Annotated in this window: 29 protein-coding genes and 1 pseudogene; 23 read left to right on the forward strand and 7 right to left on the reverse strand. The window is 41.1% G+C overall.

The window, feature by feature from the left end; translation table 11 throughout:
• Positions 1-85 precede the first annotated feature (85 nt).
• Positions 86-991 carry a homoserine O-acetyltransferase MetA gene (gene metA, locus KXD37_RS04535; protein ID WP_263463259.1) on the reverse strand — a complete coding sequence of 302 codons (906 nt, stop codon included), beginning with the start codon at positions 989-991 and terminating at the stop codon, positions 86-88.
• Between the two features lie 353 nt (positions 992-1,344).
• On the opposite strand from metA, the gene KXD37_RS04540 reads away from it, so the two are divergent.
• From KXD37_RS04540 to KXD37_RS04590, 11 genes are all read left to right on the forward strand, one after another.
• Complete coding sequence (locus KXD37_RS04540; protein ID WP_106020001.1) at positions 1,345-1,827, forward strand: glutathione peroxidase; 483 nt, start codon at positions 1,345-1,347, stop codon at positions 1,825-1,827.
• 31 nt (positions 1,828-1,858) lie between these two features.
• Positions 1,859-2,464: an HD domain-containing protein gene (locus KXD37_RS04545; protein WP_049809937.1), complete on the forward strand. Its 606-nt coding sequence runs from the start codon at positions 1,859-1,861 to the stop codon at positions 2,462-2,464.
• A 59-nt stretch (positions 2,465-2,523) separates the two neighbouring features.
• The gene (locus KXD37_RS04550) at positions 2,524-3,654 is read left to right on the forward strand and encodes a conserved virulence factor C family protein (protein WP_188323074.1); all 1,131 of its coding nucleotides are present in this window, start codon (positions 2,524-2,526) and stop codon (positions 3,652-3,654) included.
• A 292-nt stretch (positions 3,655-3,946) separates the two neighbouring features.
• The gene (gene ilvD / locus KXD37_RS04555) at positions 3,947-5,623 is read left to right on the forward strand and encodes a dihydroxy-acid dehydratase (RefSeq protein WP_024121795.1); all 1,677 of its coding nucleotides are present in this window, start codon (positions 3,947-3,949) and stop codon (positions 5,621-5,623) included.
• Positions 5,624-5,729: 106 nt separating this feature from the next.
• Positions 5,730-6,164 carry a bacilliredoxin BrxA gene (gene brxA, locus KXD37_RS04560; RefSeq protein ID WP_024121794.1) on the forward strand — a complete coding sequence of 145 codons (435 nt, stop codon included), beginning with the start codon at positions 5,730-5,732 and terminating at the stop codon, positions 6,162-6,164.
• A 39-nt stretch (positions 6,165-6,203) separates the two neighbouring features.
• A complete protein-coding gene (locus KXD37_RS04565; RefSeq protein ID WP_106020000.1) occupies positions 6,204-6,989 on the forward strand; it encodes a class I SAM-dependent methyltransferase in 786 nt (261 codons plus the stop codon).
• 259 nt (positions 6,990-7,248) lie between these two features.
• The gene (locus tag KXD37_RS04570; protein WP_106019999.1) at positions 7,249-7,863 is read left to right on the forward strand and encodes a YpjP family protein; all 615 of its coding nucleotides are present in this window, start codon (positions 7,249-7,251) and stop codon (positions 7,861-7,863) included.
• A gap of 17 nt (positions 7,864-7,880) precedes the next feature.
• On the forward strand, positions 7,881-8,414 hold the full coding sequence (locus KXD37_RS04575; protein WP_003230797.1) for a phosphatidylglycerophosphatase A: 534 nt from the start codon (positions 7,881-7,883) through the stop codon (positions 8,412-8,414).
• 85 nt (positions 8,415-8,499) lie between these two features.
• Complete coding sequence (locus tag KXD37_RS04580) at positions 8,500-9,294, forward strand: thymidylate synthase (protein WP_010334650.1); 795 nt, start codon at positions 8,500-8,502, stop codon at positions 9,292-9,294.
• Positions 9,291-9,800 carry a dihydrofolate reductase DfrA gene (gene dfrA / locus KXD37_RS04585; RefSeq protein WP_188323072.1) on the forward strand — a complete coding sequence of 170 codons (510 nt, stop codon included), beginning with the start codon at positions 9,291-9,293 and terminating at the stop codon, positions 9,798-9,800. Before KXD37_RS04580 ends, dfrA begins: the two co-directional genes overlap by 4 nt.
• A complete protein-coding gene (locus KXD37_RS04590; protein ID WP_188323071.1) occupies positions 9,801-10,421 on the forward strand; it encodes a lysophospholipid acyltransferase family protein in 621 nt (206 codons plus the stop codon).
• Between the two features lie 32 nt (positions 10,422-10,453).
• On the opposite strand, the gene trhA is transcribed toward KXD37_RS04590, so the two are convergent.
• Positions 10,454-11,095: a PAQR family membrane homeostasis protein TrhA gene (gene trhA, locus KXD37_RS04595; protein ID WP_044155470.1), complete on the reverse strand. Its 642-nt coding sequence runs from the start codon at positions 11,093-11,095 to the stop codon at positions 10,454-10,456.
• 23 nt (positions 11,096-11,118) lie between these two features.
• Entirely contained in the window at positions 11,119-12,123 is a 1,005-nt protein-coding gene (locus KXD37_RS04600) for a sigma 54-interacting transcriptional regulator (RefSeq protein ID WP_188323070.1), read from the reverse strand.
• Between the two features lie 249 nt (positions 12,124-12,372).
• Between KXD37_RS04600 and ilvA the strand changes: the two genes are divergently transcribed.
• The 7 genes from ilvA (at position 12,373) to KXD37_RS04635 (ending at position 17,756) form a co-directional block, all read left to right on the forward strand.
• Positions 12,373-13,641 carry a threonine ammonia-lyase IlvA gene (gene ilvA / locus KXD37_RS04605; RefSeq protein WP_095713134.1) on the forward strand — a complete coding sequence of 423 codons (1,269 nt, stop codon included), beginning with the start codon at positions 12,373-12,375 and terminating at the stop codon, positions 13,639-13,641.
• 90 nt (positions 13,642-13,731) lie between these two features.
• Entirely contained in the window at positions 13,732-13,983 is a 252-nt protein-coding gene (locus KXD37_RS04610; protein WP_024121785.1) for a DUF2535 family protein, read from the forward strand.
• Positions 13,984-14,140: 157 nt separating this feature from the next.
• Complete coding sequence (locus KXD37_RS04615) at positions 14,141-14,722, forward strand: SCO family protein (protein WP_188323810.1); 582 nt, start codon at positions 14,141-14,143, stop codon at positions 14,720-14,722.
• 77 nt (positions 14,723-14,799) lie between these two features.
• Positions 14,800-15,567: an SGNH/GDSL hydrolase family protein gene (locus tag KXD37_RS04620; RefSeq protein WP_188323069.1), complete on the forward strand. Its 768-nt coding sequence runs from the start codon at positions 14,800-14,802 to the stop codon at positions 15,565-15,567.
• A gap of 9 nt (positions 15,568-15,576) precedes the next feature.
• Complete coding sequence (locus KXD37_RS04625; protein WP_069487337.1) at positions 15,577-16,140, forward strand: YpmS family protein; 564 nt, start codon at positions 15,577-15,579, stop codon at positions 16,138-16,140.
• Positions 16,141-16,151: 11 nt separating this feature from the next.
• Complete coding sequence (gene ypmT / locus KXD37_RS04630) at positions 16,152-16,346, forward strand: protein YpmT (RefSeq protein ID WP_188323068.1); 195 nt, start codon at positions 16,152-16,154, stop codon at positions 16,344-16,346.
• Between the two features lie 72 nt (positions 16,347-16,418).
• A complete protein-coding gene (locus KXD37_RS04635) occupies positions 16,419-17,756 on the forward strand; it encodes an MATE family efflux transporter (protein WP_095713154.1) in 1,338 nt (445 codons plus the stop codon).
• A gap of 47 nt (positions 17,757-17,803) precedes the next feature.
• On the opposite strand, the gene KXD37_RS04640 is transcribed toward KXD37_RS04635, so the two are convergent.
• Positions 17,804-18,229 carry a MarR family transcriptional regulator gene (locus tag KXD37_RS04640; RefSeq protein WP_024121778.1) on the reverse strand — a complete coding sequence of 142 codons (426 nt, stop codon included), beginning with the start codon at positions 18,227-18,229 and terminating at the stop codon, positions 17,804-17,806.
• 133 nt (positions 18,230-18,362) lie between these two features.
• Between KXD37_RS04640 and msrA the strand changes: the two genes are divergently transcribed.
• Positions 18,363-18,914 (forward strand): peptide-methionine (S)-S-oxide reductase MsrA, encoded by a 552-nt coding sequence (gene msrA, locus KXD37_RS04645; protein WP_106019995.1) that lies wholly within the window; start codon positions 18,363-18,365, stop codon positions 18,912-18,914.
• Entirely contained in the window at positions 18,901-19,335 is a 435-nt protein-coding gene (msrB, locus tag KXD37_RS04650; RefSeq protein ID WP_024121776.1) for a peptide-methionine (R)-S-oxide reductase MsrB, read from the forward strand. The genes msrA and msrB overlap by 14 nt, the downstream gene beginning before the upstream one ends.
• A 44-nt stretch (positions 19,336-19,379) precedes the next feature.
• On the opposite strand, the pseudogene KXD37_RS04655 reads toward msrB, so the two are convergent.
• Positions 19,380-20,000: pseudogene (locus tag KXD37_RS04655) on the reverse strand (polysaccharide biosynthesis protein); the annotation flags it as partial.
• 15 nt (positions 20,001-20,015) lie between these two features.
• A complete protein-coding gene (locus KXD37_RS04660; protein ID WP_263463260.1) occupies positions 20,016-21,662 on the reverse strand; it encodes a recombinase family protein in 1,647 nt (548 codons plus the stop codon).
• Positions 21,663-22,471: 809 nt separating this feature from the next.
• Here KXD37_RS04660 and KXD37_RS04665 point away from each other — a divergent pair.
• The 3 genes from KXD37_RS04665 (at position 22,472) to KXD37_RS04675 (ending at position 24,744) form a co-directional block, all read left to right on the forward strand.
• On the forward strand, positions 22,472-22,669 hold the full coding sequence (locus KXD37_RS04665; protein ID WP_161619395.1) for a hypothetical protein: 198 nt from the start codon (positions 22,472-22,474) through the stop codon (positions 22,667-22,669).
• A 258-nt stretch (positions 22,670-22,927) separates the two neighbouring features.
• On the forward strand, positions 22,928-23,767 hold the full coding sequence (locus KXD37_RS04670; protein WP_263463261.1) for an SMI1/KNR4 family protein: 840 nt from the start codon (positions 22,928-22,930) through the stop codon (positions 23,765-23,767).
• Between the two features lie 92 nt (positions 23,768-23,859).
• Positions 23,860-24,744, forward strand: coding sequence for an HNH endonuclease (locus KXD37_RS04675; RefSeq protein ID WP_263463262.1), 885 nt, complete (start codon positions 23,860-23,862; stop codon positions 24,742-24,744).
• A 77-nt stretch (positions 24,745-24,821) separates the two neighbouring features.
• Here KXD37_RS04675 and KXD37_RS04680 read toward each other — a convergent pair whose 3' ends face one another.
• Positions 24,822-25,703, reverse strand: coding sequence for a thermonuclease family protein (locus KXD37_RS04680; RefSeq protein ID WP_263463263.1), 882 nt, complete (start codon positions 25,701-25,703; stop codon positions 24,822-24,824).
• Positions 25,704-25,871: the final 168 nt, after the last annotated feature.

The following is a 25,871-nucleotide window of genomic DNA, read 5'->3' on the forward strand; positions in this document are numbered from 1 at the left end:
GTATTTTAAATTTTTGTTATACGCATACTGAATCAGATGTATTTTATCATATTTTTTGCTCAGCGTATCACTTTAAAAAGAAAAATTAGTCCCATTCATAAGGAGTTTCTTGGTAAACATAATAATTAAGCCAGTTCATAAACAATAATGTCGCATGTGCTTTCCAGCGATTGACAGGTTCTTTGCTGTCTTCTGCGAAATAATGTTTCGGCGCCTCGACAGTCGAAAGGTTTCGTTCCAGATCTCTTTCATACTCTTGAAGCAACGTATTTGTATCATATTCAGGGTGTCCTGTTAAAAAGACTTGTTTTTCGTCTTTTGACACAATTAAGCAAACCCCAGCTTCCTTTGATGCAGTAAGAATGTTTAACTCGGGCACTGCTTGCAGTTGTTCCATATTTATATCTGTATGCCGGGAATGCGGCACGTAGTATAGCTCGTCAAAACCTCTTATCAATCTTTCGTGCTTGGAAAGAACAGTATGTTCAAACACACCAAAGATTTTTTTCGGCATTTCAGTTTTTTCCACGCCGTAATGATAATACAAACCTGCCTGAGCACCCCAGCAAATATGCAAGGTTGACGTGACATTCGTTTTGCTCCATTCCATAATCTCTTTGAGCTCTTCCCAATAAGAAACATCTTCAAACGCCAAATGCTCGATCGGCGCACCGGTGATGATCATGCCGTCAAATTTCTTATGACGGATATTGGAGAATGTCGTATAAAACTCATCAAGGTGTTCCCTTGCTGTATTTTTCGGTGTATGAGTGCTTGGGATTAAAAATGTAAAATGAACCTGCAAAGGCGAATTCCCAAGCAGTCTGAGCAGCTGAGTTTCCGTTTGGATTTTTTTCGGCATTAAATTTAAAATAATAATTTTCTGCGGCCGGATATCCTGATGAAATGCTCTGCTTTCATCCATTACAAAGATATGTTCACTCTCAAGCACCTGTTTTGCCGGCAGGTGTGTAGGTATATTAATAGGCAACGTGCCACCTCCATCATTTCCCCGTTAATTTTCTTCATTATAGGAATTTTCCCGCCAATTTTCAATCTATCTATAAGGGTTTGAAGGGGAACAGCAGAAAATACTATATAATAAACGCAAACATATGACTTTTGGTTTCACTGTAATGAGTTTTCCAGGTGTCATGCAATATATAGAATAATAGCTCCTTCTCAAGAGATGTTTCTGTTCATAAACAAATGATCCGATGAGGGAAGAACATCCGTTGAACACGATGTCTGTACAATTGATAAACCTAGAGCTTCCGTTTTGTTTTGAAACAGGAAAAAAGGTAAAATAATCACAGCACTCAGGTTCATTAGGAGGGAATTTCAATGTCTATATACAATATGAGGGTCCGCACCATTACAGGCAAAGACATGACACTTCAGCCATTTGCCGGAAAGGTGTTGTTGATTGTTAACACAGCCAGTAAATGCGGTTTTACTCCTCAATTTAAGCAGCTTCAGGAGTTGTATGATACATACCAGCCGGAGGGCCTGGAGATTTTAGGGTTTCCCTGCAATCAATTTATGAATCAGGAGCCTGACGACGAGGAAGGCATACAGGAATTTTGCGAAATAAATTACGGTGTGACGTTTCCCATGTTTTCAAAAGTCGAGGTGAACGGAAAAAATGCCCACCCGCTTTTTGCGTATTTGACAGACAATGCGAGAGGCATGCTTGGAACAAAGGCAATCAAATGGAATTTCACTAAATTTGTAGTGGGCAGAAACGGAGAAATAGCCGGACGCTATTCACCAAACACAAATCCGAAAGAACTGGAAGACGTTATTGCGAAGTTATTAGGACAATAAAGAGGGTGTTTTGGTGCGGGATCGAAAACTGATGCAGACAGAGCAAATCAGGACATGGGTCAAATCTGTTCTGAGCGGGGAAAGCACGGGTCATGATTGGCTTCATGTGTCAAGAGTTGCAGAGCTTGCTTTATATATTGGAAAAAAGGAAAATGCGGATTTGTTCGTCGTTGAAGCGGCAGCCTTGGTTCATGATTTGATTGATGTGAAGCTGCCTGACGCAATCAGGCTTTCAGTCAGTGAGGTGGACGAACGGCTGGTTTCTTTAGGAGCCGGAAAAGATGAGGCTGAAAGAATTATTCACATTATTACTAGAATGTCCTTTCGGGACAGGGAAAAGCTCGGAAAAGAACCGCTTTCACTTGAGGGGAAAATCGTACAGGATGCTGACAGGCTGGATGCGATCGGCGCAGTTGGTATAGCACGGACGTTTATGTTTGCGGGAGCAAAGGGACATAGCCTTTATGGAAATGATAAGAGTGCCTATACCCACTTTTTCAGCAAGCTGCTGCTCCTAAAAGATATGATGAATACAGATACCGCAAGAGAAATGGCTGACGAGAGGCATAAATTTATGCTTCATTTTGTCAGTCAATTAGAAAAAGAAATTCCCGGAATTGATATTGAAACATCGTAATAGAAGGCGCGGGGCGACTATGTTAGAATAAGTCACAGATAGGCTATAGGAGGACAATCATGAAGATAAAATCAATTGAACCGACGCCAAGCCCGAATACAATGAAGGTCATCTTAACGGAAGAGCTTCCGGCGGGCAAAAGCAATAATTATAAACCGGATCAGGCAGAAGGCGCCCCGCCTGTTGTCGTGGAAATCCTAAATATTGAAGGAGTTAAAGGGGTATATCACGTTGCCGACTTTCTTGCGGTTGAACGGAACGCCAGATATGACTGGAAAGACATTTTACCGCAAGTCCGGACGGCATTTGGAATGGAGAGCGCTGAGAGTGCAGAAAACCGCTCGGATCAGGAGTCATTTGGAGAAGTGAAAGTGTTTGTACAGATGTTCAGCGGAATTCCTATGCAAGTCAAATTAACAGATGGTGAGCGTGAAGAGCGGTTCGGGCTTCCTGACCGTTTTCAGCAGGCGATCTTAAAACTCAGATCTGAAGCGTCAAATGTTGTGTTTGAACGAGCTTGGAAAGAACAAGGCGTCAGATTCGGCGATTTTACTGAAATCGGCCATGACGTGACAGAAGAGCTTCAGGCCGCTTACAGTGATGAAAGGCTGAAACGGCTAACGGAAGCAGCGATCCAAGGTAAAGGCGAAACGAAACAAACAGCACAGCGCAAAGCCTATAAAGTAACGCTTGACATGCTGGATGATGAGGACTGGAAGCGGCGATACGCACACTTGGAGCAGATGAATCCAAAAGAAGAGGACATCCCCGTTTTGCAAAAAGCATTGGATGATCCGAAGGTGTCCATTAGAAGACAGGCTGTTGTGTATTTGGGAATGATTGAATCACCTGATGTTCTTCCTCTATTGTATAAGGCGCTTGAGGATAAGTCTGTATCGGTGAGAAGAACGGCTGGAGACTGCCTGTCTGATATCGGCGATCCTCAAGCCATCCCTGCGATGATAAAATCGTTAAGCGACTCAAGCAAGCTGGTCCGCTGGCGCGCCGCTATGTTCCTTTACGAAGTCGGTGATGAAAGTGCAATAGAAGCTTTGCGGGCTGCTGAAGATGATCCGGAATTCGAAGTCAGCCTTCAAGTGAAAATGGCGCTGGAACGAATCGAACATGGGGAAGAGGCAAAAGGTTCAGTCTGGAAGCAAATGACAGAGAGCAGAAAAAAAGGCGAATAAAAAAGAAGATGAAGGTGCAGATCATGCACCTTTTTTGTTTGAATTCACTTTTTATAAAAATTATTTCGAATATTGTTGAAAAATAATCAAAAACTATATATAGTAAGTAACAATATTAATAGTTGGAGGGTTCACATCGACAGAAAGCTATATAAATATAAAAACATGAATCAAACAACAGAGGAAAGGGCGGCCTGAAATCATGCGATTTAGCTAAAACGGCCCGCAAATAAACTGAAAATTGTTAAAATAAAATTCAATCTAACAATTGAGACTATTTAGGAGGATCACCATGGCAGAATTACGCAGTAACATGATCACACAAGGAATCGATAGAGCACCGCACCGCAGTTTGCTCCGCGCAGCAGGTGTAAAAGAAGAGGATTTTGGTAAACCGTTTATTGCGGTTTGTAACTCATATATTGATATCGTTCCCGGTCATGTTCACTTGCAGGAGTTTGGAAAAATCGTAAAAGAAGCAATCAGAGAAGCCGGAGGCGTACCGTTTGAATTTAATACAATCGGTGTAGATGACGGAATTGCGATGGGGCATATCGGAATGAGATATTCGCTCCCGAGCCGTGAGATCATCGCGGACTCAGTGGAAACTGTCGTATCAGCGCACTGGTTTGACGGAATGGTCTGTATTCCGAACTGTGATAAAATCACGCCGGGAATGCTTATGGCGGCTATGCGCATCAACATTCCGACCATTTTTGTCAGCGGAGGGCCGATGGCGGCAGGAAGAACAAGCGACGGCCGCAAAATCTCTCTTTCTTCAGTATTTGAGGGAGTCGGTGCTTATCAAGCTGGAAAAATCGGCGAAAGCGAACTTCAAGAATTAGAACAGTTCGGCTGCCCGACATGCGGATCTTGCTCGGGAATGTTTACAGCAAACTCAATGAACTGTCTGTCAGAGGCGCTTGGATTGGCTTTGCCTGGTAATGGAACCATTCTCGCGACATCACCGGAACGAAAAGAGTTTGTCAGAAAATCAGCTGCGCAATTAATGGAAACCATTCGCAAAGACATCAAACCGAGAGATATCGTTACAGTAAAAGCGATTGATAACGCGTTTGCGCTTGATATGGCGCTCGGCGGTTCAACAAATACTGTACTTCATACGCTTGCCCTTGCAAATGAAGCTGGCGTTGAATACTCTTTAGAACGCATCAATGAAGTCGCAGAGCGCGTGCCGCATTTGGCTAAGCTGGCGCCTGCATCTGATGTATTTATTGAAGATCTTCATGAAGCGGGCGGTGTGTCTGCAGCATTGAATGAGCTTTCCAAAAAAGAAGGAGCACTTCATTTGGACGCGCTGACAGTTACAGGTGAGACGCTTGGAGAAACCATTGCCGGACATGAAGTGAAGGATTATAACGTGATTCATCCGTTAGATCAGCCATTCACTGAAAAGGGCGGCCTTGCCGTATTATTCGGAAATCTGGCTCCGGACGGCGCTATCATCAAAACCGGCGGCGTACAGAACGGAATTACGAGACACGAAGGGCCCGCTGTCGTATTCGACTCTCAGGATGAGGCGCTAGACGGCATTATCAACCGGAAAGTAAAAGAAGGCGATGTCGTCATCATTCGTTACGAAGGGCCAAAGGGCGGGCCGGGTATGCCTGAAATGCTTGCACCTACATCACAGATTGTCGGAATGGGGCTTGGTCCGAAAGTAGCGTTGATTACAGACGGACGTTTTTCCGGAGCATCCCGAGGCCTTTCAATCGGACACGTATCACCAGAGGCAGCAGAAGGCGGACCGCTTGCCTTTGTTGAAAACGGCGATCATATCATCGTTGATATTGAAAAACGCATCCTGGACGTTCAAGTGCCTGAAGAAGAATGGGAAAAACGGAAAGCAAATTGGAAAGGCTTTGAGCCAAAAGTGAAAACCGGCTATTTAGCCCGTTATTCTAAACTTGTGACAAGTGCCAATACGGGCGGTATCATGAAAATCTAGACATAAGGATCACATTCTATTGTTTTAAGACATGAACATTTGAAATCCGGCTCTCTCTATAGTATCCTTTACTTCAGATGAAGGATAATAGAGGGGGCTTTTTTTTATGTCAATGGCTTATGAAGAATATATGCGCCAGCTTGTCGTTCCGATGCGCCGCGAGCTGACTGGTGCCGGTTTTGAAGAATTAACAACGGCAGAAGAAGTGGAGAATTTTATGGAAAAGGCAGAGGGCACAACTCTCGTAGTCGTTAACTCTGTTTGCGGCTGTGCAGCTGGTCTTGCGCGTCCTGCGGCAACTCAGGCAGTCCTGCAGAACGACAAAACACCTGACAATACGGTGACAGTATTTGCGGGCCAAGATAAAGAAGCCACTGCAAAAATGCGGGAGTATTTTACAGGCCAGGAGCCTTCTTCACCGTCAATGGCTCTTTTGAAAGGCAAAGAAGTCGTGCATTTTATTCCGCGTCATGAGATTGAAGGGCACGAAATGGAAGAAATCATGAAAAACTTAACTGACGCCTTTGATGCACACTGCTAAATGCCCGTTTTCCGGGCATTTTCTTTGGGAGTATAGATCATGATTACAACAAGCTATAGACCGTCTGACCACACGATAAAGATCGCAAAAATGCTTTCGGAAGAGCTGGGTATACGATATTGCGACCGAAATAAACAAACGGTTGAAAATATGCTGAAGTCAGCTGAGCGTGATTTGCTCGTGATTGGAAAAGAGCGGTTCGAACTTTATACAAAACAAGGCGGTAAATTCTTTTTTCATCCGAATACAGCGATGTTCAGAGCTAAACGGTTTATGCGCGGCGAGCAAGAGCCGATGCTTCGGGCAGCCGGCTTAACGGACGGAGATTCTTTTTTGGATTGCACGCTCGGTCTGGCTTCCGACGCTATTATCGCAAGTATGGCCGTTGGCGAAACCGGGTCGGTGATCGGGCTGGAAAAAAACAAGCTTGTGTCCGTTCTGGTGAATACGGGGCTCCATTCATGGGAAACCGGTATAGAACAGCTTCAAGCTGCCATGAGAAGAATACAAGTGAATCATGCGGATTGCTTTGACTACCTAAAGCAGCTGCCTGACAAATCAGTAGATGTCATTTATTTTGATCCGATGTTTCATGAGCCTGTAGAGTCGTCTGATGGCATCGCGCCATTACGAGAGCTGGCTGAGGATTCTGCATTGGCTGACGGCTGCATCAAAGAAGCGGTGCGGGCAGCCAGAAAAAGCGTTGTACTCAAAGACCATTGGAAAAGCCCGCGCTTTGACCAATTTGGTTTTAACGTATTGAAAAGAAAAACAGCGCTTTTTCACTACGGTGTTATTCAAATCGCAAGCGAAACAAGCCCGTGAAGAACCTCACGGGCTTGTTTCTAATCGGTGACTTCCATGACGACAAAGTATAATAATGTTAAAAGTGAAACCGTTGCAAACAAGGCGTCAATCATGCGGAAGGCCTCCTTTCATATTATATTGTAAGCGTTTTTATACACGCGGCAAAGCAACAAATCTCCTAAATTGACTTAGAGCTTCATATAGTACATGACTTGTAAGTTCGACCTATGATAAAATAAGAGAAACATGACAATAAAATAGAGAGGAATAAGCAGTCATGAAATTGTGGATGAGAAAGACCCTTGTGGTTTTATTTACCATCGTAACGTTCGGGCTCGTATCTCCTCCGGCTGCTCTCATGGCAGACAAGCCTTCAGGACAGCCGAGCAGTCTTGAGCAGAATGATTACACCGCTTTTTATGATGAGCATGATTTGTACGATGATTATGAATCGGAAGACAGGCGAGACCCCGAATTACTTTTTCAATCGTACAAGGAACAGCTCCTTGACAGCGCTGAAAATCAGTCCTTTTTGAAATTTGGCAGCAAAATTGCTCCGGTCATTGAGGATGACTATCGGAAAGAGATTCTGCCGAAAATCGAAAACGTCATATGTGACTTTTTAGCGACATTACAAGATGACGAAGCGTATCAAGATGTTGTGATTTCAAGCAAGCCTTCAGCGGGGAAAACGGAGAAAATCTTTCACGTTTTTAATCGGTCAACCGGAGAAGACCTCCTCAGGTTTCATGTGCGCAGAGACCACCCTCCGCATGAGGGCTACTGGTTTAATTTTCATTATCATACAGCAGAAGATGGATTTCAATCACACCATGAGCTTGGGAGCATTTATTGGGACCGCAACACACCTCCCAACTGGATGAGTGCCTAAAGGAGATGCCATTAGATATGAAAAAGTACACAATGAATGAAATGGTCGATATAACAAAAGATATGCTGAACAAACGGGGCGTTATGATAGAAGATATTGCGCGTATTGTTCAAAAACTTCAGGAAAAATACAATCCAAATCTCCCGCTTAGTGTATGTATGGAGAATGTAGAAAAAGTACTTAACAAGCGTGAAATTATCCATGCTGTTTTAACTGGGCTGGCGCTTGATCAGCTTGCAGAGCAGAAACTGCTTCCTGAACCGCTGCAGCATCTTGTTGAAACAGATGAACCGCTGTACGGCATAGATGAAATTATCCCTCTTTCAATCGTTAATGTGTACGGTTCGATCGGCTTGACCAACTTTGGTTATTTGGATAAAGAGAAGATCGGAATTATTAAGGAGCTCGATGAAAGTCCTGACGGCATCCATACGTTTTTGGATGATATTGTGGCAGCACTTGCAGCCGCAGCAGCGAGCAGAATTGCCCATACGCATCAGGATCTGCAAGATGAAGAAAAAGAACAGGACGAAAAGCCTGTTGTCAGCTGACTTATAAAAAAAATCATTTCTGGGTTCAGAAATGATTTTTTATTGTGTTACACTACTATAAGACTACTTTTAAAGGATGAATAAAATGAAACAGTATAAAGAATTATGCCGACATGTTTTAGATCATGGTGAAAAAAAGGGCGACCGTACAGGAACCGGAACAATCAGCACCTTCGGCTATCAAATGAGATTTAATTTACAGGAAGGCTTCCCGATGCTGACCACAAAAAAACTTCACTTTAAATCAATTGCGCACGAGCTGCTTTGGTTTTTAAAGGGTGATACCAATGTACGCTATCTGCAGGAAAACGGAGTGCGTATTTGGAATGAGTGGGCCGATGAAAACGGCGAACTCGGACCTGTATATGGTTCGCAATGGCGTTCGTGGCGGGGAGCTGACGGAGAAACCATTGATCAAATTTCACGTCTTGTGGAAGATATTAAAACAAATCCGAACTCAAGACGCTTAATCGTCAGTGCATGGAATGTTGGTGAAATCGATAAAATGGCCTTGCCTCCGTGCCACTGCCTGTTCCAATTTTATGTATCTGACGGCAAGCTGTCCTGCCAGCTTTATCAGCGCTCAGCCGATGTTTTCCTCGGTGTGCCGTTTAATATAGCTTCTTATGCGCTGCTTACGATGATGATCGCGCATGTAACAGGGCTTGAGCCGGGCGAGTTTATTCATACATTCGGCGATGTTCATATTTATCAAAATCACATTGAACAGGTTAACTTGCAGCTGACTAGAGATGTCCGCCCGCTGCCGAAGCTTCGTTTTGCCAGAGAGGTTGATTCGATTTTCGGCTTTACGTTTGATGACTTTATCATTGAAGATTACAATCCGCATCCGCATATTAAAGGAGCGGTCAGCGTATGATTTCATTCATTTTCGCGATGGATGCCAACCGGCTTATCGGGAAGGACAATGATTTGCCGTGGCATTTGCCGAATGACCTTGCATACTTTAAAAAAATAACCTCAGGACATTCAATCATCATGGGGCGAAAAACATATGAATCAATTGGACGTCCGCTTCCGAATCGGAAAAATATTGTTGTGACATCTGCACACGATTCAGAATTTCCCGGTTGTACCGTCGTCAGTTCAATAGAGGATGTGCTCCAGATTGCCTCAGATACTGAGGAATGCTTCGTGATCGGAGGCGCACAGCTTTACACGGCGCTGTTCCCTTATGCGGACAGGCTGTATATGACAAAAATTCATCACCAGTTTGATGGAGACCGCTACTTTCCTGAATTTGATGAGAGCAAATGGAAACTTGTTTCTTCTGAGCAAGGGACTAAGGACGAAAAAAATCCGTATGACTATGAATTTTCAGTGTATGAAAAAAAGAATGTATCATCTGAAGCGGGAGGATTTTAATTGATTCGCTACAGCTGTCTAGTGATTTACATTGTGTATATGCTGTTAAAAAATATAAAACAATTGTTTAATCAAAGAATGCTGGATCCGCGTCTGTCATACAAAAAACAGATGACGCTCGTTTACGAGCAGCCAAAGGCGTTTTTGGAAGGCTGTATCGGCATTTCAGGATCTGTCATCACCATTCATCAGCCAGAGCCGATACCGAGCGGTCCTGTTTTGTATGTGCATTCTCGTTTAGGATTGCCTGAAATTGCTTTGATTGCCGGGTATATTGAAGAACCAGCCGGATTTATCGCAAATCCCAAAGTGTTTCGTTTACCGATTATCGGACAATGGCTTGAACGGATGAATGTCATTCGAGAGAGCAGTTCAGAAATGGTATATGAAGATATTTTGACCCAATTAGAAAAAGGCCAAAGCATGATTCTTTCTTTAGATGGCTGTATCAATCCATTGGAACTTGCAGCCCGCTGCCGCCTTCCGGTTGTAATGGTGGAAACGAAAGGAACCGATGAACTGCTGAAGGGATCGCTTTTTAAACGCTTAAAGCCAGCAGATATAGAAGTGTCATTTTCTAAGGCTTATATACCGGCAAGTGAGAAGCAATTACGGGCCTAAAAAAGCGCAGTCACTGAGACTGCGCTTTTTCATTAGGATAAAAACGGCACTTTCACACAATAGAACAGCACGCAGAAAAACATCGCCGCACTCCCGCCTAAAACAAAGCTGTGCCAAATGGCATGATGGAAGGGGATCTTTCTCCAAATATAAAAGATCGTTCCGGCTGAATACAACAGACCGCCAAGCAAAAGAAGGCTGAATCCAGCTCCTGTCAGTGAAGCATATAAAGGCTTAACCGCGATAATCATTAGCCATCCCATTAATAAATACATCAAGGTAGATAAAATGATAAACCGTTTTACGAAGAAAATTTTGAATACGATTCCGCCAAGGGCAAGCGCCCAAACGATGATCAGCAGGGTGAAGCCGAGTGTGCCTTTTAACGGCCCAAGCAGAAAAGGGGTATAGGTTCCGGCGATCAACACGTAAATAGCGCTATGGTCAATAATCTCCAAAATATCTTTCGTCTTTTTGTGCTGAATGCTGTGAAGCAGGGTGGAGCTCAAATAAAGCAGCAGCATGGAAACACCAAATATGGTAAAACTGACGATATCCCATGCGGACCCGTAATTAGCCGCAAATATGATGAGAAACACTAATGCTGGTATGGATAAGAACACACCGATGCCGTGGGTAATGGCGTTGGCGATCTCTTCTTTTATTGTATACACGTACATTCTCCTCTCTTTAGCTGCTACATCATTTGTTTTTGCAGCGTTTCTAAAAAATTCAGCCCTTCTAAAGTGATTTTCGTGCCCGCACGTCCGCGGCTTTTTGTCACATACTCTTTCTTCTCCAAATAATCGAGACGGCTTCTGACCTGCTGCGGCGTTAAAGAGATTTGGCTGTTTTTGCTGCTTTCAGAGATGATCCGTCTGCTTGCCGGTTCGCCTTTTTCATTTAACACTTTTATGGTTTCCAAAATAAACAGAAACTCGGCTTTTTCCATTAAAGTCAGAAGCTTCGCTTTTTTCTTCGTCGTTTTTTCATTTAGCCCGTCCCGTATATACGGCGGCACGTCATACGGATGAATGGTTCCTCCGCTTGATACGGCCGCCATATAATCTGCAGCGTTTTTCAATTCTCTTACATTCCCATCAAAGGGATGCTGTTCAAGCAGCGGAAAGACTGAGGGATCAATTAACAATTGCTGCCCCGATTCCGAAAGGAAATACTGGGTCAAAAGGGGGATATCGCTTTTTCGCTCGGACAGCACCGGCAATGTGAGCGTTAAAATGTTCAGCCTGTAAAATAAGTCCTGCCTGAATGTATTTTCAGCAACTTCTGTTATCGGGATTGCAGAAGCACAGATGATTCTCGGTTTTTCCCCATCTGAGTCAAGTGCTTCTAGAAGCTTAGCTTGTACAGAAACCGGCATACTCCATACGTCATTAAGAAAAAGTGTACCTTGGGCGGCTTTTTGAAACGCACCCAAGGCATCATCAGCGCCAAAAAGCTCGTATGCAAGGCTTTCTTCTGAATGGGTGCTGCAATTGATACTGATCAATGGTTCGCCGTTTCTTGAAGAGCCTTGGTGTATGGCTTGTGCAAAATGATCCTTGCCTGTTCCGACCTTTCCTGTGATCAGGACAGGAAGCTCTGATAGGGCGAACTGCATGGCGACTCGTTTTGTTTCGAGAAATAGTTGATGCTCTCCAATTAGATTATGAAAAGTGCAAGGTCGAGGTGCGGTAATCATTTATTGGCTCCTTTTGGTTCTAATTGGTTCTATTATAGCATGCCTTTCAGATGAAAACATCTTTTATCTTTAAGAAACTTTTTTCTTAGGCTGCTGGATACAGGTCACGCAGATGTTATCACGGGTGGGGGAACTTAGAATACGATCCATTTTTTTATTTACTAAATAAAAATAATTGTCTTATTATTTGAATATTCGTGTTATAATGGCATATTAAATAGGGATTTAAAACAAGAAAGGAATCTGTACATGAAACCGTTGCTTAAAGAAAACTCTCTCATCCAAGTGAAAGACATTTTAAAGGCTCATCAAAACGTGAAGGACGTTGTGACTCACACACCGCTGCAAAGGAATGACAGACTTTCTGAGAGATACGAATGCAATATTTATTTGAAACGAGAAGACTTGCAGGTAGTCAGATCTTTTAAACTCAGAGGGGCTTATAACAAAATGAAGCAGCTCTCTGACGAGCAGACTAAAAACGGAGTCGTGTGCGCAAGTGCCGGAAACCACGCGCAAGGTGTAGCGTTTTCGTGTAAACACTTGGGTGTTCACGGGAAGATTTTCATGCCTTCCACAACACCAAGACAAAAAGTGTCACAAGTTGAACTGTTCGGAAAAGGGTTTATCGATATTATTTTGACAGGTGATACTTTTGATGATGCGTATAAAAACGCAGTTGAATGCTGTGAGCAGGAACACCGCACCTTTATCCATCCGTTTGATGATCCGGATGTAATGGCCGGCCAGGGAACTCTGGCGGTTGAAATTTTAAACGATATTGATACAGAACCGCATTTTCTATTTGCAAGTGTCGGGGGAGGCGGGCTTCTTGCAGGGGTCGGCACGTATATGAAAAACGTGTCTCCTGAAACCAAAGTAATTGCGGTTGAACCGGCGGGCGCTGCGTCTTATTTTGAATCCAACAAAGCTGGACATGTCGTCACGTTAGATAAAATTGATAAATTTGTGGACGGAGCGGCTGTAAAAAAAATCGGCGATGAAACCTTTCAAGCGCTAGAAACCGTTGTTGATGACATACTTCTCGTGCCAGAAGGGAAGGTATGCACAGCCATTCTTGAACTATATAATCAATGTGCGATTGTCGCTGAACCGGCGGGTGCTCTTTCTGTCGCGGCACTGGATTTATATAAGGAAGAAATTAAAGGGAAAAACGTAGTATGTGTTGTCAGCGGCGGCAATAACGATATCGGAAGAATGCAGGAAATGAAGGAGCGGTCTATGATTTTCGAAGGCCTTCAGCATTATTTTATCGTCAATTTTCCGCAAAGAGCTGGGGCACTCCGTGAATTTCTTGATGAAGTTCTTGGGCCGAATGATGACATTACGCGATTTGAGTATACGAAGAAAAACAATAAAAGCAACGGACCGGCCCTGGTCGGCATTGAGCTTCAAAACAAAGCTGACTATGGGCCGCTGATTGAACGGATGAATAAAAAAGCGTTTCATTATTTAGAGGTAAATAAGGATCAAGATTTATTCCATCTGCTGATCTGATTTTTTCGGCACAACCGCGCAAAATGACAGACAGCCCGGCCGGCATTGTATATAATAGAAGAAAACAATCAAAAAATGAGGATTGATAGCTTGTTACTCAAAAGCCTAGAGTTCAAACGCAGCGACGGGATTCAGGTGAAAGTGACAGAAATACCTGTGTTAAAGGAAGATGAACATTATTTCTTTATGTTAAATCAGCATTTGCAGATCTACTTAAAAGAAGTATTTTCATCAAAAAGCAGGGCAAAAGTGTATTCTTTCCGACAATATATGAAGCGCCGGATGAAATGGACTGATTATCAGGCTGTTTTTCATCAAGAGGTGTTAAAACACAACGCGTGATACGCCGTTTATTCCTGTGTGTCCCCTTTGCTATGCCGCTCGAAGGCGGACGAAGGGGCATGCAGGAATTTTTTTTGCGCGTATAGAATTAAACAAAGGATGTAAGAAGGTGAGAGCGGCATTTAGTAAGCGCTTTAAGCTGGAAAGGGTGAACGGCATGAAGATGATCAAAGGGTTGGCGGTGGGGCTGATTTTTCTGCTTTTGTGTGCCTGTGGAGGACATCAGATTAAGGATCCGCTTAATTACCAAGTGGAGTCTTTTACTTTTAAAAACCAAGATGGCAAAAATGTTTCTTTAGACAGTTTAAAAGGAAAGGTTTGGCTCGCAGACTTTATTTTTACCAATTGTGAGACCGTGTGTCCGCCGATGACGGCTCATATGACAGATCTTCAAAAGAAATTAAAGGCTGAGAATATAGATGTGCGTATCGTATCCTTTAGTGTTGATCCTGAGAATGATAACCCGAAGCAGCTGAAAAAATTCGCGGCAAATTATCCTTTATCTTTTGATAACTGGGATTTTCTAACGGGATACAGTCAAAGTGACATCGAGACGTTTGCGTTTGATAGCTTTAAAGCGATCGTGAAGAAACCTGAAGGCCAGGACCAGGTCATTCACCAATCCTCTTTTTATTTAGTAGGCCCTGACGGTAAAGTGCTGAAAGATTACAATGGAGTAGAAAATACACCATACGATGACATCATCGCTGATGTGAAAGCGGCTAGTAAACTCAAGTAATCTCGAAGACAAGGCATTTTCAAATCTCCTAAAACATGATACACTTTCCACTAGTAGAATGGGGAGGAGCAACAAGATTGAAACTGCGCATTTTTGCACTCATGGCCAGTTTGATTTTGCTTCTTACTGCATGTACGAGCATACGTACAGCATCTGAGGGAAAACAAAAAGCCCATGAACTGAAAACGAAGGAACACATTGTCATTGCCGCTGTCGGAGATTCGCTTACAGAAGGTGTCGGAGATCCTGAGGGCAAGGGATATGTCGGCAAGGTGGCGGATTCTATCCGGTCAAATGAGCAAGTCAAAAAGGTTGACGTTAAAAATTATGCCGTCAAAGGGAATCGTTCGGAGGATTTGTTAGAGAAACTAAAAGATAAAAACGTTCAAAAAGGCATAAAAGATGCAGATTATGTCTTTTTAACAATTGGCGGTAATGATCTGATGAAGGTCCTTCGTCAAAACTTCCTGCAATTAACCGTCGAACCGTTTCAGGAAGAGGAAAAGCCGTACGAAAAGCGTTTTAAAAAAATCATTTCAGAAATCCGCGCGCTGAATAATCACGCAGAGCTGATTTATGTCAGCATGTATAATCCGTTTACATTTACTTTATCTGAATTACAGGAAATAAACGGGGTAGTCACTGCGTGGAACAACATTGCTAAAAAAGAGCTGAAAAAAGATAAACATGCAAAAATCATTAATATAGAAGACTTGTTCAATCAAAAAAGTGACAGTAAACGAATTTCTGAGGAAGATGATTTTCATCCTAATGGAACGGGTTATTCCTTAATAGCGAAGCGGGTCTATCAAGCAATTGAAAAAGAAGGATTACCGAAAGAGTAGGGTGAAATCATGAATAACTGGAAACGACTGTTTTTTATATTGCTTGCCATCAATATTGTATTAGCAGTAGGATTTGTGACGCTGGTCATGCTGCCGGGCAAGCAAGCGGAGGTAGAGGATACCTCTAAAAGCGAGTACGGATTTCAAGTGACAAGCACAAAAGAATCCTTAGCTGCGTTTGTCAACTCATATTTAAACGAGAAAGCGTCAAATCAGCTTGATTACAAAGTGGATATAGATGACGATGTCCATGTGGCAGGGAAAATCAAAGCATTTTCCACGTCAATTGACGCGTTTATCGCATTTGAGCCGACCGTGAAAAAGAATGGCGATGTCGAGCTGAATGTAACGAAATTTTCCTTAGGGAAATTGAGTATTCCTATTAGCTTTGTGTTAAATTATATGGACAGCTTCTATGAACTTCCATCCTTTGTGCATGTTCATCCCGGCGATAAAAGCATTGAGGTTCGTTTGTCTGAAATGCCATTAACGAACGGTATGTATGTCAAAGCAGATAAAATTAATTTAGAAAAAGATGAAATTGAGTTTTCCTATTACCATCCTAAACAATAGAGGTGACTGAAATGAAGCGGATTTACCAGTATTTCAGTTTGTTATCATTTACGTTTTCCCTTTACTTCGGCTGGCTGGCTTATCATCATCTGTCGGCTGAGGATATGGATCAAATGTACTTGAACATTTCGTACTGCGCATTGTTTTTGAGTGTGATGGTGTTTACATTTGGCATGAAAGACCGAAAAAAAACCGATAAATCATGAAAAAAAGAGACATGCTGCACCGTCTCTTTTTTCATGCGGCTGGACGAAAATATAAGAGAACAAGGAGAAGAAATGAAAGCATACGATTTTACGAAGGGAAACGTGCTGAGGCAGCTTATCCTGTTTTCGATGCCTATTATGCTGGGAAATGCTCTGCAGGTTTCTTTTCAATTCATAGACAGTTTATGGATCGGCAATTTGCTGGGGGCAAAAGCGCTTGGCGCGGCCGCGGTATCAAGCACGATAGTTTTAACCGTGCTTTCTTTTATTTTGGGACTTAATAATGCGACCTTAACCATTTTGTCTCAGCAAAAGGGAAAAGATGATGAGAAAGGAATGGCGTCGTATATAAATGCCTTTGTCGTTTTATTAACAGGCTTAAGCATCGGGTTCGGCGCAGCCGGTTTTTTCCTGTCAGAACCATTGCTGCGTCTTCTGCAAACGCCGGAGTCCATGATTCCGCTTGCCGAGATCTATTTGCAGATTCAATTTATCGGCATACTGTTTTTGTTTGGTTATAACTTTATCAGTACGGTTCTTCGGGCGCTAGGCGACAGCAAAACACCGCTGCGGTTCATCGCTTTTGCCGTTGTGCTGAATGCTGTGCTGGCACCGCTCTTTATTTCTGTTTTCCGCATGGGGATTGCGGGAGCGGCTTATTCAACTGTTTTGTCACAGGGCATTGCGTTTCTTTACGGTTTGTTTTATGTCATCAAACATCAGCTGGTTCCGTTTTCTATGCCAAGAGCACCTAAGTGGGAAGAGACTGCATTGATTCTAAAACTTGGTATTCCTGCCGGTCTGCAGATGATGGTGATTACAGGCGGAATGATGGCGATCATGAGCGTCGTCAACTCTTATGGAGAGCATGTGGTCTCTGGATTTGGCGCAGTGCAGCGGCTGGACAGCATCATCACACTTCCGGCTATGGCGGCCGGTACGGCGGTCAACAGCATGGCGGGACAAAATATCGGACTCGGAAACTATAAAAGAGTGGAATCGATTGCGAAGCTTGGTGTGATGTCTGTTTTTTCTTGCATGCTCGTAATTGCTATTATCATTTGGATATTCGGAAAATATTTAATGAGGTTATTTATTAGTGAGCCTGACGCGGTAGCGTTTGGTGAACAATATTTGCGGTGGATTGCGTTTTTCTATCCCTTTATCGGTATTAATTTTGTGCTGAACGGAATTGTCAGAGCTGCTGGGGCAATGATGCAGGTTTTGGTTTTAAATTTGATTTCTTTTTGGGTTTTGAGATATCCTTTCACGGCTCTGTTTTCAGCTTGGCTTGGACAGAAAGGGATCGGTCTCGGAATCGGTATGAGTTTCTTATTCAGCAGCTGTGCGGCGTTTTTGTACTACAGATACGGCCGCTGGAAAACGATGAAATTGTTTACTGAAAGATAAGAAAGACGCTGCGAAAAGCACATACCCTAAATGGGTATGTGCTTTTTTTACCGTTTTTTATCAAGTTTGCTGAAAAGCTCGATTAATGTGGCGAGTTCAGTATCCGTATAACAATCAAAGCGTTTAAAGAAATATTCAGTTTTTTTCTCATTGAAATGCTGAACGATTTTTTCACCTGCTTCAGTGATATGGATGCGGATGATCCGCCGATCTTCCTTCGATCTGATTCTCGTGATCCATTCTTTTTCTACCAGCGCGTCAGTCACTGCGGTAATATGGCTTGCTGATACTTCCAAAATGGGCGCAAATTCCGTCACTTTCTTAGGTCCCTGTTCACTTAGAATGCGCAAAATGGTAAATTCATTCCGCGAAAGCTCTTTATCTAGAATATCGTTGATTTCATTGCGTATTTGTTTAAAAACTTTACGGAGTAAAGTTTCCATATCATACATCATTTGTGTTCTTACTTTCAAATTTGTGAACCCCCATTACATAATTGCTAATACTCAAAACCTATAGATTTTTATTGAAAAGCAGAATCATTTTCATTCTATTTTTACATGCTATAATATAATAATACCACGTATTAACAAAGGAGGCACCAGTATGTCTGAAAAAAAAGAACTCGCCACATTTGCAGGCGGCTGTTTTTGGTGTATGGTCAAACCATTTGACGAACAGCCGGGAATTGAAAAAGTGGTGTCCGGGTATACAGGCGGCCATACTGAAAACCCTACGTATGAAGAAGTATGCAGCGAAACAACAGGGCATCGTGAAGCCGTACAAATCACGTTTGAGCCTGATGTATTCCCTTATGAAAAGCTGTTAGAGCTGTTCTGGCAGCAAATTGATCCGACAGATGCAGGCGGCCAGTTCGCTGATCGCGGCAGCTCTTACCGTGCAGCGATTTTTTATCATAATGAAAAACAAAAGGAGCTTGCCGAAGCATCAAAACAGCGGCTGGCGGAAAGCGGCATTTTTAAAGATCCTATCGTGACAGATATTTTAAAGGCTGAACCATTCTATGAAGCAGAAGATTACCATCAGCATTTTTATAAAAAGAATCCAGGGCATTATCAGCGTTACCGGACAGGCTCCGGAAGATCTGGATTTATCAGTGAGCATTGGGGGGGGGGCGAAATAAATGACGCTAAATAAAGAAGAAAGAATAAAGTCATTAAACCGTATGCAATACGAGGTCACACAAAATAACGGAACGGAGCCGCCGTTTCAAAATGAGTATTGGGATCATAAAGAAGAAGGGCTTTATGTTGACATTGTGTCAGGAAAGCCTTTGTTTACTTCCAAGGATAAATTTGATTCCCACTGCGGCTGGCCAAGCTTTACAAAGCCGATTGAGGAAGAAGAAGTGGAAGAAAAACAGGATACGAGCCACGGAATGATTCGGACAGAAGTCAGAAGCCGAACAGCTGATTCCCATCTGGGACATGTATTTAATGACGGACCTGGACCTAGCGGACTTCGTTACTGCATTAATTCTGCGGCGCTGCGGTTTATTCCTAAGGATAAGCTCAAAGAAGAGGGATATGAAAGCTATCAGCACCTATTTGACAAATAAATGCAAGAAAAAACAAGCCTGCCTAATGGATAGACAGGCTTGTTTTATGCCTTTTTTTCTTTATGCAGGTCTTCAATAATTTGGGCAATTCTGTCTTTTGTAATAAGAGGAGCCTGATCAGACTGATACCCGGGCAAATTGACTTTGCGAAAATCAGGATGTTTTTCAGGTTCTGGGAGGATAGCATATAGGTTGCCCCATTCATATAGTGACTCTACTTCGTGGGGAGATGTCAATTCTTCGTGAAGCTTTTCACCTGGACGCTTGCCGACTTCTATTGCGGCCGGGTGCGGGAGACCGTGCTGCGCTGCGTATTCTTCAAATCCATGAATCAATTCCTCGAGTTTCAGTGATTCCATTTTAAAAATAAAAGTTTCTCCGCCTGTGGTTATAGCGGCTGATTGCAGTGTCAGTGTGGCCGCATCATTAATAGACATAAAAAATCTGGTCATGTTCTTGTCTGTGATGGTCAGCGGTTCACCTTCCATCATCTGTTCAAATAAAATAGGGATGACTGAACCTCTTGAGCCGAGAACATTTCCGAAACGGACGGAACAAAAAACAGTTCCTCTATTTTGAACGTGGCGGTTAGCTTGATGAAACAGCTTTTCAGATAACAGCTTAGTGGCACCCATTGTGTTTACAGGGGACACAGCTTTATCTGTTTATCGAGATACTGACTACGAAAACGAACTTTCCTTAGTATCAGTCAGCGTATCACCGGTTAGAAGGCCGAACCTAAGAATAGGTGTTATCTCAAATTGTGCAGGTACTGGGCCTTTTCTTTTAGCTGTCATTTTAACAATTACTTTTTCTAATGCTATTCTGAGTAAGTTGTTTTTTTCTTCTTTATCATTTGATGTCTCGTAAATTTGAATCAAGTTTTTCATTTGGCTTCTTACTTTACTGATATCAATACCTGATTTAATATCTGTCAGACCATTTAACTCATCTTTGGCTTTTTTTAGTTCTTTCATTTCCTTGTCCAATGTTGCTTTTCGCTGAAGAAAAATTTCGTCAGAGTAAATACCACTTTCGTACTTATCAAAGATGAAATTCAGTTTATTTTGTAACTCTTTCTCACGTTGCTCGAATTGTTCATTAATCTGTTTTTGAGATTTGATGTTGTTCTTATTCTCGTGTGAATGAACCATGTCTTCAATAAGGTTTGTAAGTTCCTTATCATTTAATGTTTGAAACAGTCTAAAATAATCTAATATTGCTTCTTCAACATCATTATACCGAACATTCATACACTTGTTATTGAGGCATCTGAGCACTTTAACATGATATAAGCTTTCAGTACCGTTTTTGTTTTGTCTCTTTCTTTTGGCTTCATATTTTGACAATGGGCCACCGCAGTCAGCACAAATACATACACCAGCCAATTCATTTAATTTATAATCGCTTCTATTTGGCAGCAAAGGTATTTTGTTTTCGATTTTTTTATTCGCCTCCTCGAATTGATCTTTATCAATAATGGGAGTGTGTGCGTCAGGTACAATTATTTGTTCATTCTCAGGTCTAATTGTTCTCTTACCGTCTTTTTCTTTCTCTCTGACTTTATACTTAACAGTTCCTATATAAACTTCATTTTCAAGAATGGCTTTCACAGTGAATCGATTCCACTTTTTCTTTCCGGCAGGGGAGGGGATTTGCAGATTGGTCAAATGAGTGGCAATTGCATTGTAACTGTAATCCTTCCCGTTGAGACCATTCAAGAATAAATCAAAAATTAGTTCAACAACCTTTGCTTCATCCTCAATTGGGTCTAGCTTAGAGGTCTTTTTGTTTAATTGGTATCCATAAGGTGCCAGTCCAGATATCCATTTCCCTTGTGCTGCATATGTGTATTTAGCACCTGTCATACGCTCTCTAGTCATTTCAAATTCTTCTCTAGCCATAAATAATTCAAAACGAATTTGGCGCATGTCTACAGGGTTTCTAGGGTCATAAACCTTATATGGTGTAATTATGGTCAATCGTTTGCTTTGAAGAAGGTTAACAATCTGTCCTGCATCGCTATAACTCCCACGACTAAGTCTTGTTATTTCTTTAACTGCAATTGCCTGATATTTGCCTTCCTCAAGATCTTTAAGGCACTCTTTAAAGACAGGACGACCCTCAATGCTTTCTCCTGATCCAATCTCCATTTTTAATTCATAAGGGATCTCAATAGCCGTAAGTATTTTATTCATGAGTTCTTTTTGCTCTGTGAGTGTGTCTTCACCTGTTCTTTTTTCTCGTTCCATGTCCTGACGAGAACGTCTAAGATAACCTAAAATATTTGTGATGTTGTAAGAATTGACAATGTTTTTTAACTCCAAAAATTTAGCACCTCTTTATTGTGTTTAATGTCAAAACAGAAGTATCTGTAAAAACATTCTATCTAACATTGAATACGAAAACAACAAAATAATTTGAAAGATTTGTATTCTTTGAATGTTGATCTATCTAGTTTTAGATTTAGGCATATGTATTGTGAATTATTATCAGCCCTCGTCTTTTAAAGACGGGGGATTTTTTTGTCCATTTTTTGAAGTATGTACGCATCTATAAGTGAGGACGAAAAAATTTCAGTAAAAAGTGTCCGATTTTAAAAGTTTATACGCAGTTATTAATAACAGAGGAAAAGTTCTAGATCGATGATGCAAAATCGAATACACCGATGGGGTTTTACTTATGAAGGGTGAAAAAAAATTAGCGAAAAGATTGTGCCATTGCGGAGGTCGATACGCAGTTATATATGACAGAAGAAATTTGCGCGACATTTATTCGACGTGCATATTATCAGTTGTGTGAAATTTTTTAATTTGATGTCGCAAAATGACCGTTACTGTACCCGTTTTATAAGTGTAGGTAGAAGTTCAAATGAATGGTTGTCCGTCTTGGAAAGTCTATACGCAACTTATAATGACTGAAAATTTTTTCGCTGAATTGTGCGGGCGAGTATTAACTATTGAAGGATATAAGAGAGGGGATGAATCATTGACTATGAGTAACATTTGGATAAAACAAGGTTCTTCTAAAACCTTGTTAAATATCTCAACTAGCTATCTATAATGCTTGTGAGCAAGATTGAATGCCCTTGCTTAACTCTCAATAAAATCTAATGTAATTATAGGAGGAAAGAATAATGGATCAATCACAAATCGAAAATTTATCATTAATCATCCCTACTATCGGTGTGATCGTAACTCTATTAATTGCTATGTTCCCAAAATTATTTCCAGCGATCGGAACATTCTTTCTTGGCCTGAACATTTATGTATGGGTAATAATCCTTCTGCTGCTGATTATCGTTGTTTTAATATACATAATTATTAGGAGGTGATCTAAATAAAATTCCCATTTTATTTAAACCTAAAAGCTGCTTGAATACATCCTAAATTTAAAGTATCCTGTATATGTATCATAGTTGGTATATCAGCCACTATAGGCCAGAGAGTTCCCTCACATACTCTCTGGCTTTTCTTCTAAGATAAGCCTCACCGCCTGTTTTAATTTCCAGCACTAATTTGAATGAAACTTTCCGAATTTAAAAGCGTATATGTCTTGAAGTATCATTACATAGCCCATAGGAGGTAATACCATGAGTGAGATTTGGGAGAACAGTGAATATGATCCTTTTAGGTTAAAAGACATCAGTGAAGATGAAATAAAGAATGTTGAACAAGAGTTAAACTTAACTTTGCCTGAACAATATAAAAAATTGATCATTCAACAAAATGGTGGATTGATTAATTTTAATGCGTTCCCAACAGATCAGGAAACATCTTGGGCAGACGATCATATTGAAGTTGATCATATTAGAGGTATAGGAAAGGATCTGGGGATTTTAGAAAGTGAATATCTAATAAAAGAGTGGGGGTTACCACAAAGATTATTGTTAATACAGGGAGATGGGCATAATTGGGTAGCCTTAGATTATCGTCTAACTAATGAAAATCCACCTGTTCATTACTTTGACTTAGAATTAAATAATGATTTTAAGATTGCAGATTCATTTGATGAATTCTTATCTAAACTCTATACACATGAATACGAAGAAGTTCAAGAAGACGAAAATTTAGATTTTGATGAAATATCAAGTATTGATCCAAATGATCCAGATGCTATTCAGAAGGAAGAAGTCGAAAAAATTCTTGCTAATAAGAACCCTATGGAGATTCATAGGATTTCTCTTTTTCCAATCCAAAGTGTCGAAGACCTAAATTGGCTGCTGAACATTATTAATGATAATTCCATAGGGGAACAAGGTGACATGGCTTTTGAATTGGCTGACGTATTGATGTCAGTTGTTTCTTCATACTCACAACAAATAAAGTCGAATAATTTAAAAACTGTGGTTCAAAAAGCTGCTCAGGAGTTAGGAAAGTCCAGAAATGAGGATACTGAGATTATATTAGATCAACTTAAAGACTTTTTGTAAAATAAGTATTATTTTCCTCTTTTTGTTTATTTTTAACACCATTTGTACTAGAATGGAAATGTGTTAAAAATCCTAAAGAAAAGAGGGAATTAATGAAAAGCTATCGGAAGATTTTGAGTGTCGTTTTGAGTTTGCTTCTCCTGCTAACTTTTGTGTTACCGAACTTTGCTGAAGCACAGTCAATTGAACAGCCGGTTCAACCTGAAACAGAGTCAGTTCAAGGATCAGATGAAAATCCGGTTGATTCCGAGTATGAAGAGTATGAGGATGACTTTAACTACGAAGAGGATACATACGAAGATTACTCTGATGTTTCGGAAGATTCGTATTATGCTAATTTAGCAGATGCTCCTGTCTATGAAGATGAAGATTTATTAGAGGACGGAGCTACGCAAGAAGAAATCAATGAAGACGAAAGTGTTCCTGATAGTGAATTTGAAGAGAATGTTGTAACTCCGACTGAAAACGCCACTGAACCAGAAACTGATGATGTAGGTGAAGACGAATCTTATCATGCTCAATGGGCTTGGTTAATTCCACCTGCAATCGCTGTTGTCAGTCGGGTCGGAGGTAAGCTCCTAGTTAAGCAAACGTTAAAGTCAACTACAAAGAAAATTGCAGTCAGAAATGGTAAGCTTGCAGGAAAGAAGCATCCTAAGACTGGTGTGAAATTTAATTCTAAAGGTTTTCCTGTTTTCGCATCTAAATACAATTATAACCTCCCTATGAGTCTAATTAAATCTTCAAATGGTACACAATTTAAGAATGCAAACGCATCTTTGAAGAAGGCAATTAATACTTGGGAGCATGCGAAAAAATTCAATAAGTATCAGATTCAAGACATTAAAAATGGGAAAACTCCACGAGGGTATATATGGCACCATCACGAAAATACAGGCAGATTGCAATTAGTAAATAGAACTATACATGAAAAAACCGGACATACAGGTGGTAAATCTATCTGGGGTTCTCTATAAATCATTCCTCTCCTCTATTTAGAGGAGGGGTTTTTTATATCACTTACTAAAAAAAGAAAGCCACAAAGGGCTTTCAATTAACGTTCACAAGCATAGTTGTCATGATCCCTGTCCATTTTAGATTGGTATGCAGGGTGGGAACTAGGAACTCCATTCGGATATTTCTTTCTTAACTCTGTACAATTTTTAAACGATTCTGTTTCTCCAGTTGACGCTGAAGATGATTCGTTTTCAGTTGTAGTCGAAGTTTCACTTGATGCCTTTGGAGTAGTAGGCTGTTTAGCTGCCGGTTTAGATGTTGTTGCTTTTTTAACTGCAGTGTTTTTCTCTTTCACACAGCCATTAAATCCTCGGTCAGTCACAAAACCATTCTTGCTCCAGATTGAAAGTTTCTCTGATTTTGCCTCTTGCTCATCTTTCCTGAATTGGTCTATGTATTTCGTATTTGGCTCATAAACATATGCAACTCTGGCCAATCCTTCTTTTAATAATGTTTCCTGAACAGACTTACCATCGACATAAACGTAAGCTAACAATCTTCCATATTTATCTCGGTGGTCACCTTTATCAAATTCCATTTGCAGTTTGCCGTCGCTAACCAATTCTTTGTTTCGTTTAGATGCATCCTCACCATATGGTTGAACACAAGAATCTGGCTTTTTACTCTCAGGAGTGTCAACGAGTAAGTATCGTACTGTATCAACGTTCCCGTTGTATTTAACTTTAATCGTATCTCCATCAACAACCTTGTCTAAGGTTACATCCACTAATTCCTTTTTGTCTTTGGAATCGGATTTGTCAGCTGTTTTTTCTTTAGTAGCTTCTTTTTGTTCAGCATCCTGAGAAACTTGTTGTGTTTCTTTAGATTCTGTACTGCTTTTTTCAGTATCATTTGAGCCGCAGGCAGCCAATGATAAGCTTAAAGTGAATGCAGTAAAGCCTAATATTACTTTCTTCAATTTCATTTCCCCTTTTAAAGTGTTTGTTCTCTATCTATATCGGTAGACCATCAATAATTATAATCCTTTATCCAATCTTTTCAAATTGAATTTTAAATAAAATCTTACATAAACAATAGTTTAAAAGCGAGCAGAAAGGATTGTTTGAAAAAAAGGTCAGTGGTACTA

Origin of the sequence: Bacillus sp. XT-2 (assembly GCF_025696525.1) — a bacterium.
GTDB classification, from domain to species: domain Bacteria; phylum Bacillota; class Bacilli; order Bacillales; family Bacillaceae; genus Bacillus; species Bacillus halotolerans.

Coding starts and splice junctions, on each gene's coding strand:
- KXD37_RS04540 (WP_106020001.1), top strand. CDS start 1,345: ATGTCTATATACAATATGAGGGTCCGCACCATTACAGGCAAAGACATG.
- KXD37_RS04545 (WP_049809937.1), top strand. CDS start 1,859: ATGCAGACAGAGCAAATCAGGACATGGGTCAAATCTGTTCTGAGCGGG.
- KXD37_RS04550 (WP_188323074.1), top strand. CDS start 2,524: ATGAAGATAAAATCAATTGAACCGACGCCAAGCCCGAATACAATGAAG.
- ilvD (WP_024121795.1), top strand. CDS start 3,947: ATGGCAGAATTACGCAGTAACATGATCACACAAGGAATCGATAGAGCA.
- brxA (WP_024121794.1), top strand. CDS start 5,730: ATGTCAATGGCTTATGAAGAATATATGCGCCAGCTTGTCGTTCCGATG.
- KXD37_RS04565 (WP_106020000.1), top strand. CDS start 6,204: ATGATTACAACAAGCTATAGACCGTCTGACCACACGATAAAGATCGCA.
- KXD37_RS04570 (WP_106019999.1), top strand. CDS start 7,249: ATGAAATTGTGGATGAGAAAGACCCTTGTGGTTTTATTTACCATCGTA.
- KXD37_RS04575 (WP_003230797.1), top strand. CDS start 7,881: ATGAAAAAGTACACAATGAATGAAATGGTCGATATAACAAAAGATATG.
- KXD37_RS04580 (WP_010334650.1), top strand. CDS start 8,500: ATGAAACAGTATAAAGAATTATGCCGACATGTTTTAGATCATGGTGAA.
- dfrA (WP_188323072.1), top strand. CDS start 9,291: ATGATTTCATTCATTTTCGCGATGGATGCCAACCGGCTTATCGGGAAG.
- KXD37_RS04600 (WP_188323070.1), bottom strand. CDS start 12,123: ATGATTACCGCACCTCGACCTTGCACTTTTCATAATCTAATTGGAGAG.
- ilvA (WP_095713134.1), top strand. CDS start 12,373: ATGAAACCGTTGCTTAAAGAAAACTCTCTCATCCAAGTGAAAGACATT.
- KXD37_RS04615 (WP_188323810.1), top strand. CDS start 14,141: ATGAAGATGATCAAAGGGTTGGCGGTGGGGCTGATTTTTCTGCTTTTG.
- KXD37_RS04625 (WP_069487337.1), top strand. CDS start 15,577: ATGAATAACTGGAAACGACTGTTTTTTATATTGCTTGCCATCAATATT.
- ypmT (WP_188323068.1), top strand. CDS start 16,152: ATGAAGCGGATTTACCAGTATTTCAGTTTGTTATCATTTACGTTTTCC.
- KXD37_RS04635 (WP_095713154.1), top strand. CDS start 16,419: ATGAAAGCATACGATTTTACGAAGGGAAACGTGCTGAGGCAGCTTATC.
- msrA (WP_106019995.1), top strand. CDS start 18,363: ATGTCTGAAAAAAAAGAACTCGCCACATTTGCAGGCGGCTGTTTTTGG.
- msrB (WP_024121776.1), top strand. CDS start 18,901: ATGACGCTAAATAAAGAAGAAAGAATAAAGTCATTAAACCGTATGCAA.
- KXD37_RS04665 (WP_161619395.1), top strand. CDS start 22,472: ATGGATCAATCACAAATCGAAAATTTATCATTAATCATCCCTACTATC.
- KXD37_RS04670 (WP_263463261.1), top strand. CDS start 22,928: ATGAGTGAGATTTGGGAGAACAGTGAATATGATCCTTTTAGGTTAAAA.
- KXD37_RS04675 (WP_263463262.1), top strand. CDS start 23,860: ATGAAAAGCTATCGGAAGATTTTGAGTGTCGTTTTGAGTTTGCTTCTC.